At 58.0% G+C, this 15,397-nt stretch carries 11 protein-coding genes; 6 read left to right on the forward strand and 5 right to left on the reverse strand.

Going from position 1 to position 15,397, the window contains the following annotated elements; all coding sequences use genetic code 11:
• Positions 1–27 precede the first annotated feature (27 nt).
• Positions 28–1,020, forward strand: a complete 993-nt coding sequence (locus tag ACTG3T_RS14460; RefSeq protein ID WP_439102992.1) for an MBL fold metallo-hydrolase — start codon at positions 28–30, stop codon at positions 1,018–1,020.
• Here the strand turns inward: ACTG3T_RS14460 and ACTG3T_RS14465 are convergent.
• Positions 987–3,140: an acylase gene (locus ACTG3T_RS14465; RefSeq protein ID WP_439102993.1), complete on the reverse strand. Its 2,154-nt coding sequence runs from the start codon at positions 3,138–3,140 to the stop codon at positions 987–989. The genes ACTG3T_RS14460 and ACTG3T_RS14465 overlap by 34 nt on opposite strands.
• Positions 3,141–3,270: 130 nt before the next feature.
• On the opposite strand from ACTG3T_RS14465, the gene ACTG3T_RS14470 reads away from it, so the two are divergent.
• Together ACTG3T_RS14470 and ACTG3T_RS14475 are read left to right on the forward strand one after the other, a co-directional pair.
• On the forward strand, positions 3,271–4,434 hold the full coding sequence (locus ACTG3T_RS14470; protein ID WP_439102994.1) for a glutathione S-transferase N-terminal domain-containing protein: 1,164 nt from the start codon (positions 3,271–3,273) through the stop codon (positions 4,432–4,434).
• A gap of 37 nt (positions 4,435–4,471) precedes the next feature.
• Positions 4,472–5,524: a glutathione S-transferase N-terminal domain-containing protein gene (locus tag ACTG3T_RS14475; protein WP_439102995.1), complete on the forward strand. Its 1,053-nt coding sequence runs from the start codon at positions 4,472–4,474 to the stop codon at positions 5,522–5,524.
• Here ACTG3T_RS14475 and ACTG3T_RS14480 read toward each other — a convergent pair.
• Positions 5,499–6,569, reverse strand: coding sequence for an MBL fold metallo-hydrolase (locus ACTG3T_RS14480; protein WP_439102996.1), 1,071 nt, complete (start codon positions 6,567–6,569; stop codon positions 5,499–5,501). The two genes, ACTG3T_RS14475 and ACTG3T_RS14480, sit on opposite strands and share 26 nt — an antisense overlap.
• 27 nt (positions 6,570–6,596) lie before the next feature.
• Positions 6,597–9,101, reverse strand: coding sequence for a DUF305 domain-containing protein (locus ACTG3T_RS14485; protein ID WP_439102997.1), 2,505 nt, complete (start codon positions 9,099–9,101; stop codon positions 6,597–6,599).
• Positions 9,102–9,312: 211 nt separating this feature from the next.
• Here ACTG3T_RS14485 and ACTG3T_RS14490 point away from each other — a divergent pair, with 211 nt between their 5' ends.
• From ACTG3T_RS14490 to ACTG3T_RS14500, 3 genes are read left to right on the forward strand one after another with little or no spacing between them, the layout of a single operon-like run.
• Positions 9,313–12,480 (forward strand): efflux RND transporter permease subunit, encoded by a 3,168-nt coding sequence (locus ACTG3T_RS14490; protein ID WP_439102998.1) that lies wholly within the window; start codon positions 9,313–9,315, stop codon positions 12,478–12,480.
• Positions 12,477–13,856 (forward strand): efflux RND transporter periplasmic adaptor subunit, encoded by a 1,380-nt coding sequence (locus ACTG3T_RS14495; RefSeq protein ID WP_439102999.1) that lies wholly within the window; start codon positions 12,477–12,479, stop codon positions 13,854–13,856. Before ACTG3T_RS14490 ends, ACTG3T_RS14495 begins: the two co-directional genes overlap by 4 nt.
• Positions 13,857–13,910: 54 nt before the next feature.
• Positions 13,911–14,393: a dienelactone hydrolase family protein gene (locus ACTG3T_RS14500; RefSeq protein ID WP_439103000.1), complete on the forward strand. Its 483-nt coding sequence runs from the start codon at positions 13,911–13,913 to the stop codon at positions 14,391–14,393.
• A gap of 97 nt (positions 14,394–14,490) precedes the next feature.
• Here the strand turns inward: ACTG3T_RS14500 and ACTG3T_RS14505 are convergent, their stop codons facing one another.
• Positions 14,491–15,111 (reverse strand): RidA family protein, encoded by a 621-nt coding sequence (locus ACTG3T_RS14505; RefSeq protein WP_439103001.1) that lies wholly within the window; start codon positions 15,109–15,111, stop codon positions 14,491–14,493.
• A 9-nt stretch (positions 15,112–15,120) separates the two neighbouring features.
• The coding region (locus tag ACTG3T_RS14510; protein WP_439103002.1) for an efflux RND transporter permease subunit at positions 15,121–15,397 on the reverse strand (277 nt) is incomplete at its 5' end.

A 15,397-nucleotide genomic window follows, 5' to 3' on the forward strand; every position in this document is an offset into this window, starting at 1 on the left:
GACGACGCTATACGGAGGTTGATAACGATGCACGATCGACAACTATCGGGGAAAGGGTATTCCGGCGCCCGGCACCTGGCACGAGGACTGGTGGCTCTGTGCATTGCCGCTGCGTTGGCTTCCTGCTCTGCAACGGATGTACCCACCGATATGGCCGACCTTGGTCAAAACGTCAGTGTTGACGCAGCCTTTGAAAACGTTGCGACCCCGGGGCCCATTGAATTTGAAAAAGTTGAATCAGCCACCTGGTCTGTTCCGCTGTCGGGACTTCTCAATCTTGATCACCCCAAAGCACAAGCGGCGGGAATAGAAGATCGCGATGAAGCCATCAGTATCTACACCTACGTCCTGAACCACCCCACGGAGGGCACTTTTCTGGTGGACGCAGGCGTATCCGAGAGTTTTCGAGGAGGCGATAACGCCGATGTCAGCTGGCTGGTCTCCAAGGTAATGAATATGGATGCCTTGACGCTTGTGCGTTCTAATCGCGAAATCCTGGCGTCGCGGGATGGCGACGCTGTCGACGGGGTTTTTCTCACCCACATTCACCTTGACCACATCATGGGTTTTGATGATTTACCCGAGGGGACCAAGGTGTATCTGGGCCCAGGGGATGCCGAGTACGCTGCAGCGACGCATGCGGCGACGCGAGGCACCACCAACCGTCTGCTGGACAGGGTGGGTCGTCTGCAGGAATGGTCCTTTGATGAGAGTAAAGTGATTGATGTCTTTGGCGATGGCAGCCTCTTTGCCCTACACGCGCCGGGACACACGGCGGGGCTTACCGTCTATCTGGCGCGGACCACGGGTGGTACGCAGTTGATCATGGGCGATCTTACGCACACGCGTTGGGGTTGGGAGAACGGTGTGGAGCCCGGTAGTTATTCGGTGGATGTACCCCTGTCGGCAGAGAGTCTGAGCTGGATCAAATCGCTGGTCGAAAAATACGACCCGGCGGGCGAGCTGATTGCGGTTCACCCGGGGCATCAGTCCCTGGATGGCGCTACGCCGGGTCGGTAGTCTCTGCTGGCGTGGGGCAGTAGTTCCTCCAGCAAAAGGCGCACCGGCCTGTCCCGATGTTCCACGAAGAGGGGCGCCTGGTCCCCGTAGTGCGGCGACGATGCATCCAGGGTTGCCGAACCAAAATTATGGATGGCACGGGAGCTCACCTGACCGTCCTGATTCCACTCAACAAACATGATGTAGCTGTCTCCGGCTATGTTGTGCAAACGACCGGTCTCGGGATCCGCCTCGGTGTATACCGCGCGGAGCGTGTCCGGTCCGCCGTCCAGCGGCCAGGATTCGTTCCCCCGCACATGTCGCACTACCTCTCCATAGGCGGGATCAATGCGTCCGAAATGGCTCTGCAGGTGGCGCTGTGCCTCTGCCAGCTCTTGGGCAAGGTCAACATCGTCTCGCCGTTGCCGGCTATCGATCAGGGGTGTCAGCGTCAGCACTGCCAGGGCGGCAGCCGGGTTATCGGCCTGCGTGCCTAAATCCCAGGAAGCAAGGTGATCAAAGGCGGCGTGGAGCTCTTGGGGAAGTGCGTCTTTCCCTTGTGCAATAAAGGCTCGAAGCTCCTGAATCGCTCCCAACTCCTCATCGTAAAAAACGTCGTACTTGATGCGATAAAAGTCCTCACGACTGACGGCTTTCTCGGCACTCAGCAGGCGCTTGAGGCGCAGCGCCCGGTTGGTCACCCCGGTTTCGATACCCAGGGTGTCGGAAAAATCCTCAGGTTGTGGCTGCCCGGGGCCGACACTGGATAAATAGGGACTGTTGTTGGCGTTAAAGACAAATCCACTGGGTGGGTTACGCGTCGCGGGTATGGCGTTGAAGGGGAGGTAGTCTTTCCAGATAAGACTGGAATCATCGCCGGGTAAATCTTTTTCCCAGTCCCATCCTTCTTCCCGGTTGGGGAACATGGCGTTGTAGTAGTGCGCGATATTGCCCTCGCGATCCGCATAGACCTGATTGATCGAGGGTTGACTGCCTATGGCAAGCGCTGCCTCAAACTCCGCCATGGAGGTCGCTTTGTTGAGGGCAAGATACTGGTCGAGGGTTCTGATCTCGCCCATGCCCGCCCAGCGGATCGCGAAAGCGCCATGGTCGAGCTTGAGTACCGGTCCATGGCGGGAGGCATACACGGGCTCATGGAAGGTCCAGCGAAAGGGACCAAAGAGGCGTACGAGAATGTCCGCTGAGCGTTCCTCCAGCGCCACCCATTCCCCATCCAGCAGGTATTCATTGTCGTTGTCGGGGTTCAGCGTCAGTTGATACACATCCACCAGGTCGGGCTTGTTGACCGTACTGGACCAGCCAAGGTAGCGGTTATGACCGTGAAGTATGACCGGCGACCCCGGAAAGGTGGCGCCGGCCATATCCCAGCCTTCCTCGGAATGAAGGCGCGCTTCGTACCAGGCCACGGGGCCCGTTAGTGGTTGATGGGAATTGACCAAAAGCCGGGTCGTTCCATCGCTGGACTTGTGCGGTGCTATGGCAACGCCCTGACTTCCCAGCGCCGCACGTTGATGATTCACAAAAGTCAGCGCGTCGTCACCCTGAAGAGCCAGTTCACGGTCACTGCCATCGAACAGGGCCGTCAGGGTCTGATCAAAGCCATAGAACAGCGGAAGTTTGAAAGTGAAGCCCGCAATGAGGTCCTTGCCCCGAATGGGCAGGACGAAGCCTTCTACCAGATCAGGATGTTGCGCCGCATACAGATTGATACCATCGGCATAGGCCTCTGCCACCGCACGGGCTTTGTCACTGAGCGCTGTCTCGTAGCCTGAATCCACGGCTTCCCACACACCCATGAGGTGAATGAGGTAATCGGTCTTCGCAGCATCGGGTCCCTTTACGGCGGCAAGCTGCCCGCGGGTGGCGAGCACCACATCCTGCAGCGTGGCAAAGTCATCCTCTGCCTGGGCATAACCCAGTCCAAAGGCCGTATCTGCATCACTGACGCCATAGATGTGGGGCACGCCGTATTCGTCGCGAACGATTCTCACGTTGTATTCTTCGCCCAACGTCAGCAGCGGCGTTGCGTCGAAGGTCGGGGGTGCCGTGCTGAGAATGTTTGCAAGGGCAGCACAGGCCAACAGCAGCAACGTGGCTGCCAGCACACGGGACATTCGCATTGTTTCTTCCGACTTTTAGCTTGAGACCCGCATCCTACCCCGAAGCCAACAGATTTTCTCCTGGCTTGTTCGACAGCTTGGGCTACTGGGGTATCCTTTGGGTAGCGCCCCTAAGGATTTCGGTAACCTCATGTCAAACAACTACACCCTGTATGGAATGCCCGCATCGCTTTACACGGGCAAAGTCCGAAGCTACTTCCGCAAACAGGGGATTGCCTTTACAGAATACGGCGCTAACCATCCGGATTTCCAGACGCGTGTGATGCCGGCGGTGGGTAGGTTCATTATGCCGGTGGTCGAGGCACCCGATGGCACCATCGTGCAGGATGGCACGGATATTATTGATCATGTGGAGCAATCGGGCGATGCGCAGTTTTCGGTTTATCCTGATTCGGCTCTTCTCAGGGTGGTCAGCCTGATTTTTGAGCTGTTTGGTGGCGAGGGCCTGCTGCGGCCTGCCATGCACTACCGCTGGAGCTTTGATGAGCTGAACCTGGATTTTATTCGCAGCGAATTTATCGCTAGCCTTGCGCCCGTGGATGCCAGCAAAGAGGAGGGCGACGCCTTTTTTGATCGAGCCAGTGGCCTCATGCGCAAGGCGGCCTCCGGCTTTGGAGTCAGCGAAGAAAGCGGACCACTTATCGAGAGCAGCTATCGGGAGTTTCTTCTCCTCTTTGCTGAGCATCTCAAAACCCGGCCCTATCTGTTGGGCGGAACACCGACCATCGGCGATTTTGGATTGATTGCGGCACTGTATGCCCACCTTGATCGAGATCCGGCCCCATCGTTGTTTATGCGGCGTACCGCACCCGCGGTCGGACGTTGGGTTGAACGCATGCATGGACCGGAGTCGACCTGGGTAGAGCATCAAGAGGATAGGTCGCTGATCGGGGAGGAGACGCTCCCGGAGACCCTCAAAAACCTTTTGCGCTATGTTGCCGAGGATTACCTACCGGAACTGCGTGCCCATGTAGATTTCGCCAATGCCTGGTTGGACAAGCACCCGGAGCTCAAAGCGGGTACTAACGGGCTGACTAAGCCCGGGACCCGCACCATCGGCGAGACCGAGTTTTCCTGGCGGGGCACCACCTTAAAAACACTGGTGATGCCGTATCGTTTTTATCTGCTTCAGCGTGTTCAGGATGCCATGGTCAGTGCTACGGCAACTGAGCGGGCGCCTATTCAGCTGCTTCTTGATGAAGTCGGCTTGGGGTGCCTGCCTGATTTAAGAACTCGCCGCCGCGTGGAGCGCATAAACCACCTGGAAGTCTGGGGTGAGCTTCGCAAGCCCTGAAGCGCATTATTTTAAACATTGATTAGGGGAGCTTCCCGTGACGTTTACAGACCCTGTGCAGCTCATTGGTGCCAGCGCATCGCCGTACACACAAAAAATGCTCGCGCTCCTTCGCTACCGGCGCATACCCTACACTGTTTCCTGGGCGGAGCCCGGCGAGGTTTGCAATTCTATGGGCATTGCGCCGCCGAAGCCCGCGCTCCTGCCAACGTTTATCACTCAGACGGCAGACGGGCTTTCGGCGGTCTGCGACTCCACACCGATTATCCGCAGCCTGGAAGAGCGCCAGCGCGATCGTTCGGTGCTACCTTTGGATCCTGCTTTGGCTTTTATCGACTATCTCATCGAAGACTTTGCCGATGAGTGGTGCACAAAGTACATGTTTCATTACCGGTGGCATTTTGCGGCCGATGCAGACAAGGCGGGGACCCTGCTGCCACTGCTGCGCAACACCGCGCTGGCAGAGGCCGATCTCGCCGCGTTCAAAGCACACTTCACTGAGCGACAAATCGGTCGTTTATTTGTTGTGGGCTCCAATGACGTTACGGCGCCGGTCATTGATAGAAGCTATCGGCGTTTTCTTGAGGCGATGAATCAGCACCTCAGCCAGCAGCACTTTATGCTGGGTAGTCGACCGGCAGCGGGGGACTTTGCGCTCCACGGGCAGCTTTCTCAACTAGTGGGTTTCGATCCTACGCCGCGAGCCATCACCCATGAGATCTCACCGCGCACCGTCGCCTGGGTCGACCGTAACTACGATTTGAGTGGTCTTGAGCCCGCTGAGGACGACTGGTTAGCGCTGGAAGATCAGCCCCATAGCCTTCGGGAGCTGCTGAGTGAGCTAGGACGGGTTTACGCGCCCGCGCAGTTGGCCAATGCCCGAGCCCTTATAAAAGGCGACGAGCAGTGGCGTTGTGAGATTGATGGTGCGATTTGGGAGCAGCGGACCTTCCCCTATCAGGCAAAGTGTCTGCGCTGGACGATAGAGCTTTATCGGAGTTTAGCGGCCAAAGATGCGGCGCGGGTCGACCGTGTGCTCGAAGGCACCGGTGTTGAGGCAATGCTCAAAGACCATCCCGCGTCTGTATGATCTCTGTGCCGTTGGCGGGGAGTGAAAAAGCCACGCCATCCTCGCCGATGGTGTAATTCTCGAAGACGTCCTGTGCACCATTCAGCCAGAGGCGATCCTGCCCTGGCAGCACCAGTGGCGGCACGATATGGTAATAAAGCAGATGACCTACCTCGGCGTCGCGAGCTGTTTCCGCTGCATCCATGGGGCTGGCGTGGTAGTCCAGAATATCGCTGGTCACCTTCGAGAGAATCGCGTTGCCATTCTTTGTGGCGGCGTCGTGCATCACATTCACCAGGTTCGGCGCCAGCGCCTCGTGCACAAGTATGTCCACGCCTTGAGCAAAGCGCTGAATATTGGCGGTTTTGATCGTGTCGCCGGTGATGAGTATGGAGCGCCCGTTGTAGGTGAAACGGTATCCCACCGCAGGCGCGACGGGGGAGTGATCGACGAGCAAAGCTTCTACTTGAAGATTGCCGTCATCAATCACCGAGGTGAGTTCGCCAAGGGCCGGCGTGGCAAAGGGCTGTGCGGTCATTCCGGCGCTGACCAGGGGAGCCACCATATCGCCGTGGTGCTCGTGCCGGTACACCACGTCCTGCGCGTAGGCCTGATTGAATCCGTCTACGATTTGCTCAACGCCGTCAGGACCAAAAACGGGTAGCGGCGCATCGTGGTCCCCTGCAGCCCAACGCATGGTGGCTACTTCGCCCAGGCCATCCAGATGATCTGAGTGAAAATGCGTGAGAAACACTCCGTCGATATCGCCCGCTGAATAAGCCATTCTTGCCAGGTTACGGATGCCGTCGGTACCCGTATCCACGAGAAACAGCTGCTCACCCGCGACAACGGCGACGCAGGGGCCCGATGCCTTGGGCGCGGGGAGAGGCCCCCCGGCGCCACAAAGCGCAATATGCAGGCCGTCATCCAGCTCCGCCAGGGCACTCCCGCCCAGGCGGACTTCCATGCCTTTTTCAAACAGCTTGCTGACAATGAGCGTGCGCTGGCTTACCGCAAGAAGCACGACAGCTGCGATTCCCACAACGACGACCAGTGACTTTTTCATCTACGTGAGCCCTCTTGTATTACCGTTTTATGAGTCGTTGGATGCTGATGCTACCCGCTTGGTGGCAAGGCGGTCCGCAATGCCGTCCAGCGTTGCCGCGAGTCCGTCTATGCGGCCGGCATGCGCGTCGGGCACCGTGGTGGATGCCACTGTCTTCGCCATTTTGCGTAACTCTCGAGCGAAGGAGCGATCGGAGTCGCCGGCGACAAGCATGGCGTCTGCCCGGTCGAGAGCCTCGCGCAGGGCGTTCTGCATATCAGCGCTCAAGCCCTCATCACGATCCAGCTGGTCGAGATAGGCCAGGGCCACCGTCGGCGCGGCGGGCCAGCTGACACGATACTGTTGCTGGGGATTAAACAAGGCGCCATGATCCGCGAGCTTCGCGGCCGCAATTTCGTGCTCACTCAGGTATTCGCTGGCCACCAGATCAAATACATCCAGACCCCGCACAATTTCGGTGCCGTAAATAAAGCCATCGTACCAGTACACGGACCAGAAACCGCCAGTGATAATTTCGTCCTCAAAGTAGGGGCCGCGATCAAAGTAGCCGATCTCTACAGGGTTCTTTGAGTCCGTAAAGTCGATGAGCGAAATGCCGCCCTGATACCAGGCCTGTACGAAGATGTCGCGACCGGGCACGGGGATGATGGAGCCGTTGTGTGCGACGCAGTTTTCGGACTCCAGCTGCGGAGCCGGCATTTTGAAATAGCTGCCAAATTCCAGTTTGCCGTCAACAATGTCGTAGATGGCATCGGCGCCCCAGGTGAGGGGATCCCAGGCGCGGCAGCGAGCGCGGGAGCCGCCGCCCCACTCATCGGTGAACAGCACCTTGGTGCCATCGTTGTTAAAGGTCGCGGAATGCCAGTAGGCAAAGCCTTTGTCTGTCACCACATCAATACGTGTGGGTTTTGCGGGGTCGGTGATGTCAAAAATAATGCCATTGCCCGAGCAGGCACCGGCGGCAATGTTCGCTTCGGGAAAGACTGTTATGTCATGGCACTGATCCGTGCGGGAGGTGTCCTGGGTACCTTCACCATGATCGCCGCCGCGCCACAGGCCTGCGGCTACGCCGCTCTCAGGATCGGCAAACACCCGGGGGCTGTCGACGATCTTCGCCGCCGCAGGGTTATCGACGGGGACTTCAATAACGTCGATACGAAAGAGGGCCGTGCGCTCATCACCCGGCACGTCACCGATGCAGCCTTCCAGTTCTTCCTCTTCACGAACGGACGAGGTTCCGGAGTTATAGACAGTGATGATGCCGTCCTTGTCAGGACCTGCGACCACGGAATGAGTGTGCGAGCCGCGGCAGGTCTGTACCGCGCCTACCTGTCGGGGTCTCGTCAGCTCCGAGATATCGAAGATGCGCAGACCTCGGAAGCGGTCCTCGCTGACATCTTCCGTAACGCCTTCCAGTCCGCAATCCAGCCGGCCGCGGTTTTCCTGCGCTGACATAAACAGCAGGTCGCCGACAATCGATACATCGCCCTGGCCTCCGGGGCAGACGATAGATGCCATCAGGTCGGGGCTGCCATCGTCCTGAAGTTTGTACACGTTAAATCCGTGATAGTTGCCTGCGACCAGCACGTCATCGCGAAAGGCCATATCGGTATTGGCAAAACTCAGCATGGGGTGACGGAGGTTGCCGGCGTCGTCTTCAATGGTTGTTTCCCGTTCCTCCTCGTCGGCAGCAGACTCATCCCGTTCGTCTGCCATGGAGTCGTCTTCATCGAGCGCGCGCGCACCGCGCTCTGCGGGGTTTGCGGGATCAAAGAATCCGGCGGGTTTGCGTAGGCTTGCTACAAGCTCCAGGTTGGAGATGGCCTGTTCGGCGTCAAACACGCCCGGGGCCAAGCCGGAGCGGGGGTCCTCGGACAGACCCACGAGCATGCCGTTCATGCGCTCGATCTCGACGGCCTGATCGTTACTGATGTCATTGGTAAACTCATAGAGCACCGGGTCATAGGCAGAACCCGGTTGATCCATAAGGTCCTCAACCATGGTAATGGCGCCGTCGTGATGACGGATCATCAAGGTCAGGAACATACGGTCGAAATCCGTGCCCTCGGCCTCTGCAAGCGCCGCCATTTGCTCGGGGCTCGCCATACCCGCCATGTCGTGATGCATATGCATGGCCTGATGATTAGACGGCTTGGGGACGCCTTCTCCCCGTTCCGCCAGCCACCCCTGCATAAACGCGATCTCATCCGCCTGGGTGCCGTTGATGCGATCAGCCAGATCCACCAATGCCGGATTGTTCGTGCGATCTTTCACTAGCTCCGCCATCTGTGTCGCCTGGTGATGATGAGGAATCATGTCCTGCATAAAGGTGACGTCGGCAGGTGAGTAGGAAGACTCAGCGATGGCAACGGCCTCTTCTGCGCTCAGTGTCTGCGTTGCCTCGCCGGGGGCGCCGGGCTTGACGATGGTCACCTGTGCGTTTGTCGATACGGAGAGGCCAAGACCAAGGGCTCCTATTACTAACGCCAGGGCGCAGGACGTTGCCAAAGGGCTTCGATCAATATTATTCATTAGCGCATTTTGCTCCCGCTGTTAACTTCAAACTGCCACCGAGTATAGGGGGGTGTAGACGCTTCGTGAATGCTTCGGCGTGATTTACCGCCGTTTATCCCATCGGTAGCCGCTAGTCGTTCAAACCCTGCAGTTCACCGCAAAGCAACATACAGGGCAGTGAAGACGGCGTAGATTTCGCCCAATACCCTTTAGGTGTGAGTCTTTAATCGTGCAAACCCCAGCAACAGCAAAGCCACCACATCCAGAACGATCAGGGTGGATCCAACGCTTCGCCGGTCACCGTCTGGCTGCAAACCTGTTAATGGTCATGATGCTCATGGCGGGCGTATGGGGCGCGGTAAAAATCAAGGTTCAGATGAATCCTGATCAAAGCTGGAACGTCGCCGAGGTAGAGCTGCAGTGGCCGGGGGCCTCCGCCGAAGACATGGAGACGCTGGTAACCAACCCCGTGGAGCATCAGCTTCGCGGCCTGGCGGGTGTGGAGCGTATTAACTCCTGGACGCGTAACGGCTTTGCCTGGGTGCAGCTGCGCTTTGATCGCAGCGTCGAGATCAATGATGCGGTGGATACCATCAAGCAGCGTATCGCTCTGGTTCGTGATCTACCTGCAAACCTTGAGCCGCCGAAAGTGGCCATTGATCGATGGTATGAGACCGTTGCTGCGGTATTCCTCACCGGACCCGATAACTTCACTGAACTGGCACCGCTGGCCCATGAGGCGGAGCGCCAGCTGCGCGCTCTGGGTGCCGATGTCGTGGAGCTTCGCGGTCTGCCCCGAGAGGAGATTGCCATCGAGATTGACGGCCTCACCCTGGTGGAGATGAATGCCAGTATCGTGGACATCGCCCAGGCCGTGGCGAACCTCAGCAACGATACGCCGGCCGGCACCATCGGGGCCGGGCAGGGACGACGCCAGATCCGTTCCATGGATCAGCAGCGCAGCGTTCAGGGTTTTGAGGAACTTCCCATCGCGTCCACCACCGGCGATCAGCTCGCCCAGCTGAGCGATATTGCCAATATCGAGCGCCGGGCCATAGAAAACCAACTTTACTCCCTTATTGATGGCAAGCCCGCTATCGAGCTTCGTGTGCGCCGGGGCGACAGCACAGATACCTTTGATGCCGCCAACGTCATCAAGACCTGGCGAGCACAGCAGGAGGCGTCTCTTCTGGCACGGGGTGTTGAAACCAAAGTGTTTATCGAAGCCTGGCGTTTTGCTGCAGACACCATGGGACTGGTGCTTCGCAATGGCATCTCCGGGCTTTGTCTGGTCCTTGCGATGCTTTTCCTGTTTCTGAATTTGCGCGTGGCCGGCTGGGTGGCGCTTGGTATACCGGTGTCTTTCGCCGGCGCCTTACTGCTGTTTTACGCATTCGGCGGGACCCTGAATTTTCTTTCCATGATCGGTCTGGTGATGGCCCTGGGCATTGTTGTGGACGACGCCATTGTCGTGGGCGAACACTCCCTCTGGCAGTTCGAAAAAGGACTGGCCCCCGAGGAGGCCGCGGTCGTGGGCGCCCAGCGCATGTTCGCGCCCATCGTGGCGTCGAGTCTCACGACCATGGCAGCATTTCTGCCTCTGGTGATTGTCGATAGCGACGAGATTCGAGAGATCCCTGTTTTGATGCTCTGCGTCATCCTCGCCTCGCTGGTGGAGTGTTTCCTCATTATGCCGGGACACCTCAAGCATTCCTTCCGACGCATGGCCGAGAACAAAAGACCCACTCCGGCTTTGCGAAAGGCCTTTGATCAGCGCTTTGAGCGTTTCCGTGAAAACCGAGTACTGCCCCTTCTGGGCTGGTGCCTGGCGCATCGACGCGTTGCCATCACTGCGGCGGCAAGCGCGTTTTTCTTCGCGGTAAGCCTGGTCGCCATGAGTTTTATCAAGTTCGATCTCAATATGAATATCAACTTCGAGTTTGCCGAGGCCAACATCCAGTTCACTGCGGATGCGGAGGAACGCCAACGCCGGGAATTTCTGGAGGCGCTAGAGGGTTACGTGCAGTCCACCAATGAGCATTTCGGTGGAGACAATATCGTTGCTCAATGGGTCCAGCTCAATGGCGCGACCATCAGCAGGGATCGTCGCGAGGGGCCGGAGTTTGCCAGTGTGTTTGTAGAGCTCACGTCCCCCGAATCCCGGGATGTGAGTCTCGCGAAGTTTCTCGAGCATTGGCAAAGCGCCATTCCCGATTCTGCCATCGTGGAGCAATTGCAGATTGAGCAGGGCGATCAGCCCTGGCCGGAGATTGAGCTGACCTTCAGTGGTTCGGACACGGAAGCGCTCAAGGGTGCGGCAGACGAACTTGCCGCGGTTATGCGCACCATGCCCGGCGTCAACAACGTGCACGACGACCTTCCCTATGGTCGCGATCAATGGGTGTTTAATCTGACGCCCGAGGGCAGGGCCTTAGGTCTGTCTTCTGCCGAGCTCGGCCGCCAGGTGCGTACCGCCTTTGAGGGGCAGCGTATTCAGCTGTTTACAGAGGAAGATACTGAACTGGAGGTGCGCCTATCGCTCCCCAGGGCTGACCGTCATCGTCTTACCAGCCTGGCACGCTTGCCCGTCACTACGCCCGGCGGTGAGGTTCTTCCCCTGTCTACCGTGGCGAACATAGAAAGCCGCCGAGGCATCGACAAGATCAATCATGTCAATGGTGTGCAGACCGTTGCCGTGCGGGCCTATCCGGATAAGTCCATCACCACGGCGGATGCGGTGATTAATGAGCTTGAAGCAGAGTTGATGCCGTCTATTGCGAGCAAGTGGGGTGTGAGCCCCGGCAAAGGTTTTTGGGCGAATGAACAGAGTGAGCTCTTGCAGGAGATGTTTATTGGCTTCTTGATTACCCTGGCATTGATTTACATCATCCTGGCCTGGACGCTCCACTCGCTGTCCTGGCCCCTCGCCATCATGTTTGCCATTCCCTTTGGTTTGACCGGTGCGTTGCTGGGTCTCTGGGGCATGGGCTTTAACATCACGCCCCTCGCATTTCTGGGGATATTTACCCTCACGGGGGTGATTGTTAACGACTCCATCATATTGGTGACGGCCTATCGTGATCATCGCCACGCCGGTGTGGGTGCTGACGACGCCATTATTCAAGCGGTGCGTCAACGTCTTCGCCCGGTGCTGCTCACATCGCTGACTACCGGTCTGGGGCTGGTGCCTATGATGCTGGAATCCTCGCTCATGGGTGCCGCGTTTATCCCTCTGGCTGCTGTTATCTGCTTTGGCATGCTCTACGGCACGGTGCTGATTCTTCTGGTTATTCCGGCAATCCTGTCTGCGCTGGAAAGTTGTGAACAGGCCTGGCGGCGCCTTCAAAGCCGTGCAAATACTTTTAAAAACCCCGCTCTTGGAGCACCCAGCTCATGAAGATTTTGTCACTGATTCTGTCTCCTTTTCGCCTGCTGGCCAGATGGTTCCGCGGGAGCCTGCTTGGTCGCTACACCCGTGCGCTCTCATCCTCGGCAAAGATCAGTCTGTCCATCATGCTGGGTTTGCTGGTGGCGATTTTTGGCTTGAGTGCGTTCTCAAACCCGGAGCTGGAGGTGGATCCGACACCCGAAGCGATACCTGTGGTCGCTAAGCCGACAGAATTTCAATCCCTGTCTCCGGAGATTCATGTTTTTGGACGGGTAGAAAACCCCAACACCACTGAGATGCGTGCAGCGACCCTGGCCTATGTGACAGCGGTCAATGTTCGCGAGGGGCAAAAGGTGGCTGCGGGGGATTTGCTGCTGCGCCTCGATGACCGGGATGCAAAGCTGTCGGTACGCCGCTTTGAAGCTGCCCTGGCAGAGGCCCAGGGAGAATATGATCGCCTCCGCGCCCAGCAGAAAGCCGAGGTAAAAAATGCGGAGCACCAGAAACGTTTATTTGAACTAACGGTGAAAAAGCAGGAGCGTTTTCAGACGCTTTTTGCCAAGGGTCAAATTTCCGCAACGGACTACGATGCCCTGGAGCAGCAGCGGCTGGAACAGTCCATGGCATTGAATCAGCAGGAGATGTTGCTGGCGAGCCATGATGCCCAGCGCGCGTCGGCGCAGGCGCGCATCACTCGGGCAGAAACCGACCTGCAGGAGAGCAAGCTGAACCTCGAACGTCTCTCGCTCCTTGCCCCTTTTGACGGCACGGTTATCGAGATCGATGCAGCCATAGGTGCTCGCATCGATGCGGGCCAGACGGTCATGTCACTGTTTAATGCAGACTCCCAGCAAGTACGTGTGTCTCTTCCCCAACGCGATGCGACGGCATTGCACGCTGCGGTGAACAACGGGCATACGATAGACGCGGCGGCTCGCGTAGGCGATGAGTGGATAAACCTGGAACTTCTGGAAATCGGTTCCCAGGTGCGCAGTGGCCGCGCGGGTACCGATGTGCTCTTTGCTTCTCCCGCCACCAGCGAGCTGGCGCTGGGACGCGCTGTGGATGTGCGGATCACGCTCCCGGCCCAGGACGGGCTAATAGAGGTGCCGTTGCAAAGTGTGTATGCCGATCGCATTGTCTACACCGTTGAGAAAGGCGCGCTTAGTGCCGTTGATATTGAGCGTGTCGGCATCCGCGAGGATGCTGAGGGCAAGATGACCCTGTTGATACGTGCCGAGGGACTGGCAGGGGGTGAACCTCTCGTTGTGTCTTCGCTAAGCCGTGCTGGTTCCGGCGCGCGCGTAGAGATTATTGGGTCGCCTTCCTCGGAGCTGGATAGTCTCGATGATCAGGGCACATTGGAGGTCTTGGTCACGCGCTAGCGATTCTTTGAGAGAGCTGCCGCGCTGACCATCGCCGGCGCCTCGGCGCTGAGCATGGCGAAATCCCTGATCCCCAATTATGCCGAAGCCCAGGAAGTGCTGTTCACCGATGATCGTATCAAGGCGACCTGGGTGGACTACGATTCTCCCGGTGGCACCTCCGGATCCATGCGCGGTTATCTGGTGGAGCCTGAGGGCGACGGACCGTTCCCTGCGGTACTGGTGATGCATGAAAATCGAGGACTCAACCCCTACATTCAGGATGTCGCCCGGCGCTTTGCCGCAGCCGATAGCCGTAAGGTAAAAGACATCCGGGCAGCGTTACAGGTGCATTACGCCGTAAACGATGAGCGGGTAAATGCCAGGCGCCCCGATTACGAAGCGGCGTTCGCCGAAAACGACGTTACCTACGAAATGCATGTTTATCCTGGCACCCGCCACGGATTTCATAATTATTCTACGCCGCGCTACGATGCCGAAGCGGCGCAGCTGGCCTGGACGCGTATGGTCGCTTTTTTTCATGAACACCTGGGCTGATACGCCAGGCAAGCGCGGGTGATTTGCGCAGCGAGCGTCCCCCAATTTAGCGAGCGCAGCGAATCGGACGCGCTTGCCGAGATCTTATTGCTTGGGTTCAGTCTCGGGGAGCGACTTCGACAATCATTTCGATTTCGACCGCCTGCCCCCGGGGCAGGGATGCCATACCCACTGCGGCTCGCGCGTGCCGTCCCCGTTCGCCGAACACCTCGACGATAAGATCGGAAAAGCCATTGATGACGGCAGGTTGCTCAATGAACTCGGGGTCGGAATTGACCATTCCCAGCACTTTCACCACGCGTGTAACGCGGTTCAGATCCCCGAGCATGGTTTTGAGTACTGCCAGCTGATTGATGGCTGTGAGCCTGGCTGCTTCATAGCCCTCTTCGATAGTAAGGTCCTTGCCGAGCTTGCCGGAGACCTCGCTGCCGTCGGCGCGCTTGGGACCTTTGCCGGCAAGAAATATGAGGTTGCCAGTTTGTACGCCATTCACGTAATTGGCCACGGGACTAGGTGCTTTGGGCAGTGTAATCCCCAGCTCTATCAATGTTTCTTCGGGAGTCTGTTCATCGGCGCCAGCTTTCACTGAAAGAAGTTGGATGCTCACCGCTAAAAGACAACATAGCGTTACCCGCATCCAAACCGAGGAGATTGAGCCAGGGCTGCGCCGGTGCTCGTGGGACTGATTAATCGCGACAGGACATTTCAGCGGATACATAAGCTTTCCTCAGGATTCGTGCCCCAGTTCTTTGGCTTCGCGCATTTCCAGATCCAGCGCTTCGGCCGCGTGGGAACGGGGGCGGGCAAAGCGCGCCACGCCAAGATACAGGATCGGCGTCAGATACAGGGTAAACAGCGCTGTCAGCCCGAGTCCACCAAAAACTACCCAGCCCACAGCCGCTCTCGCTTCTGCGCCGGGGCCGCTGGAGAGAATGAGGGGCAGGGCGCCAAGCACCGTTGATACCAAAGTCATGGCGATGGGACGCAGTCTCACGGTGGCGGCT

This window comes from Congregibacter sp., assembly GCF_965660375.1.
Taxonomy (GTDB): Bacteria; Pseudomonadota; Gammaproteobacteria; order Pseudomonadales; family Halieaceae; genus Congregibacter.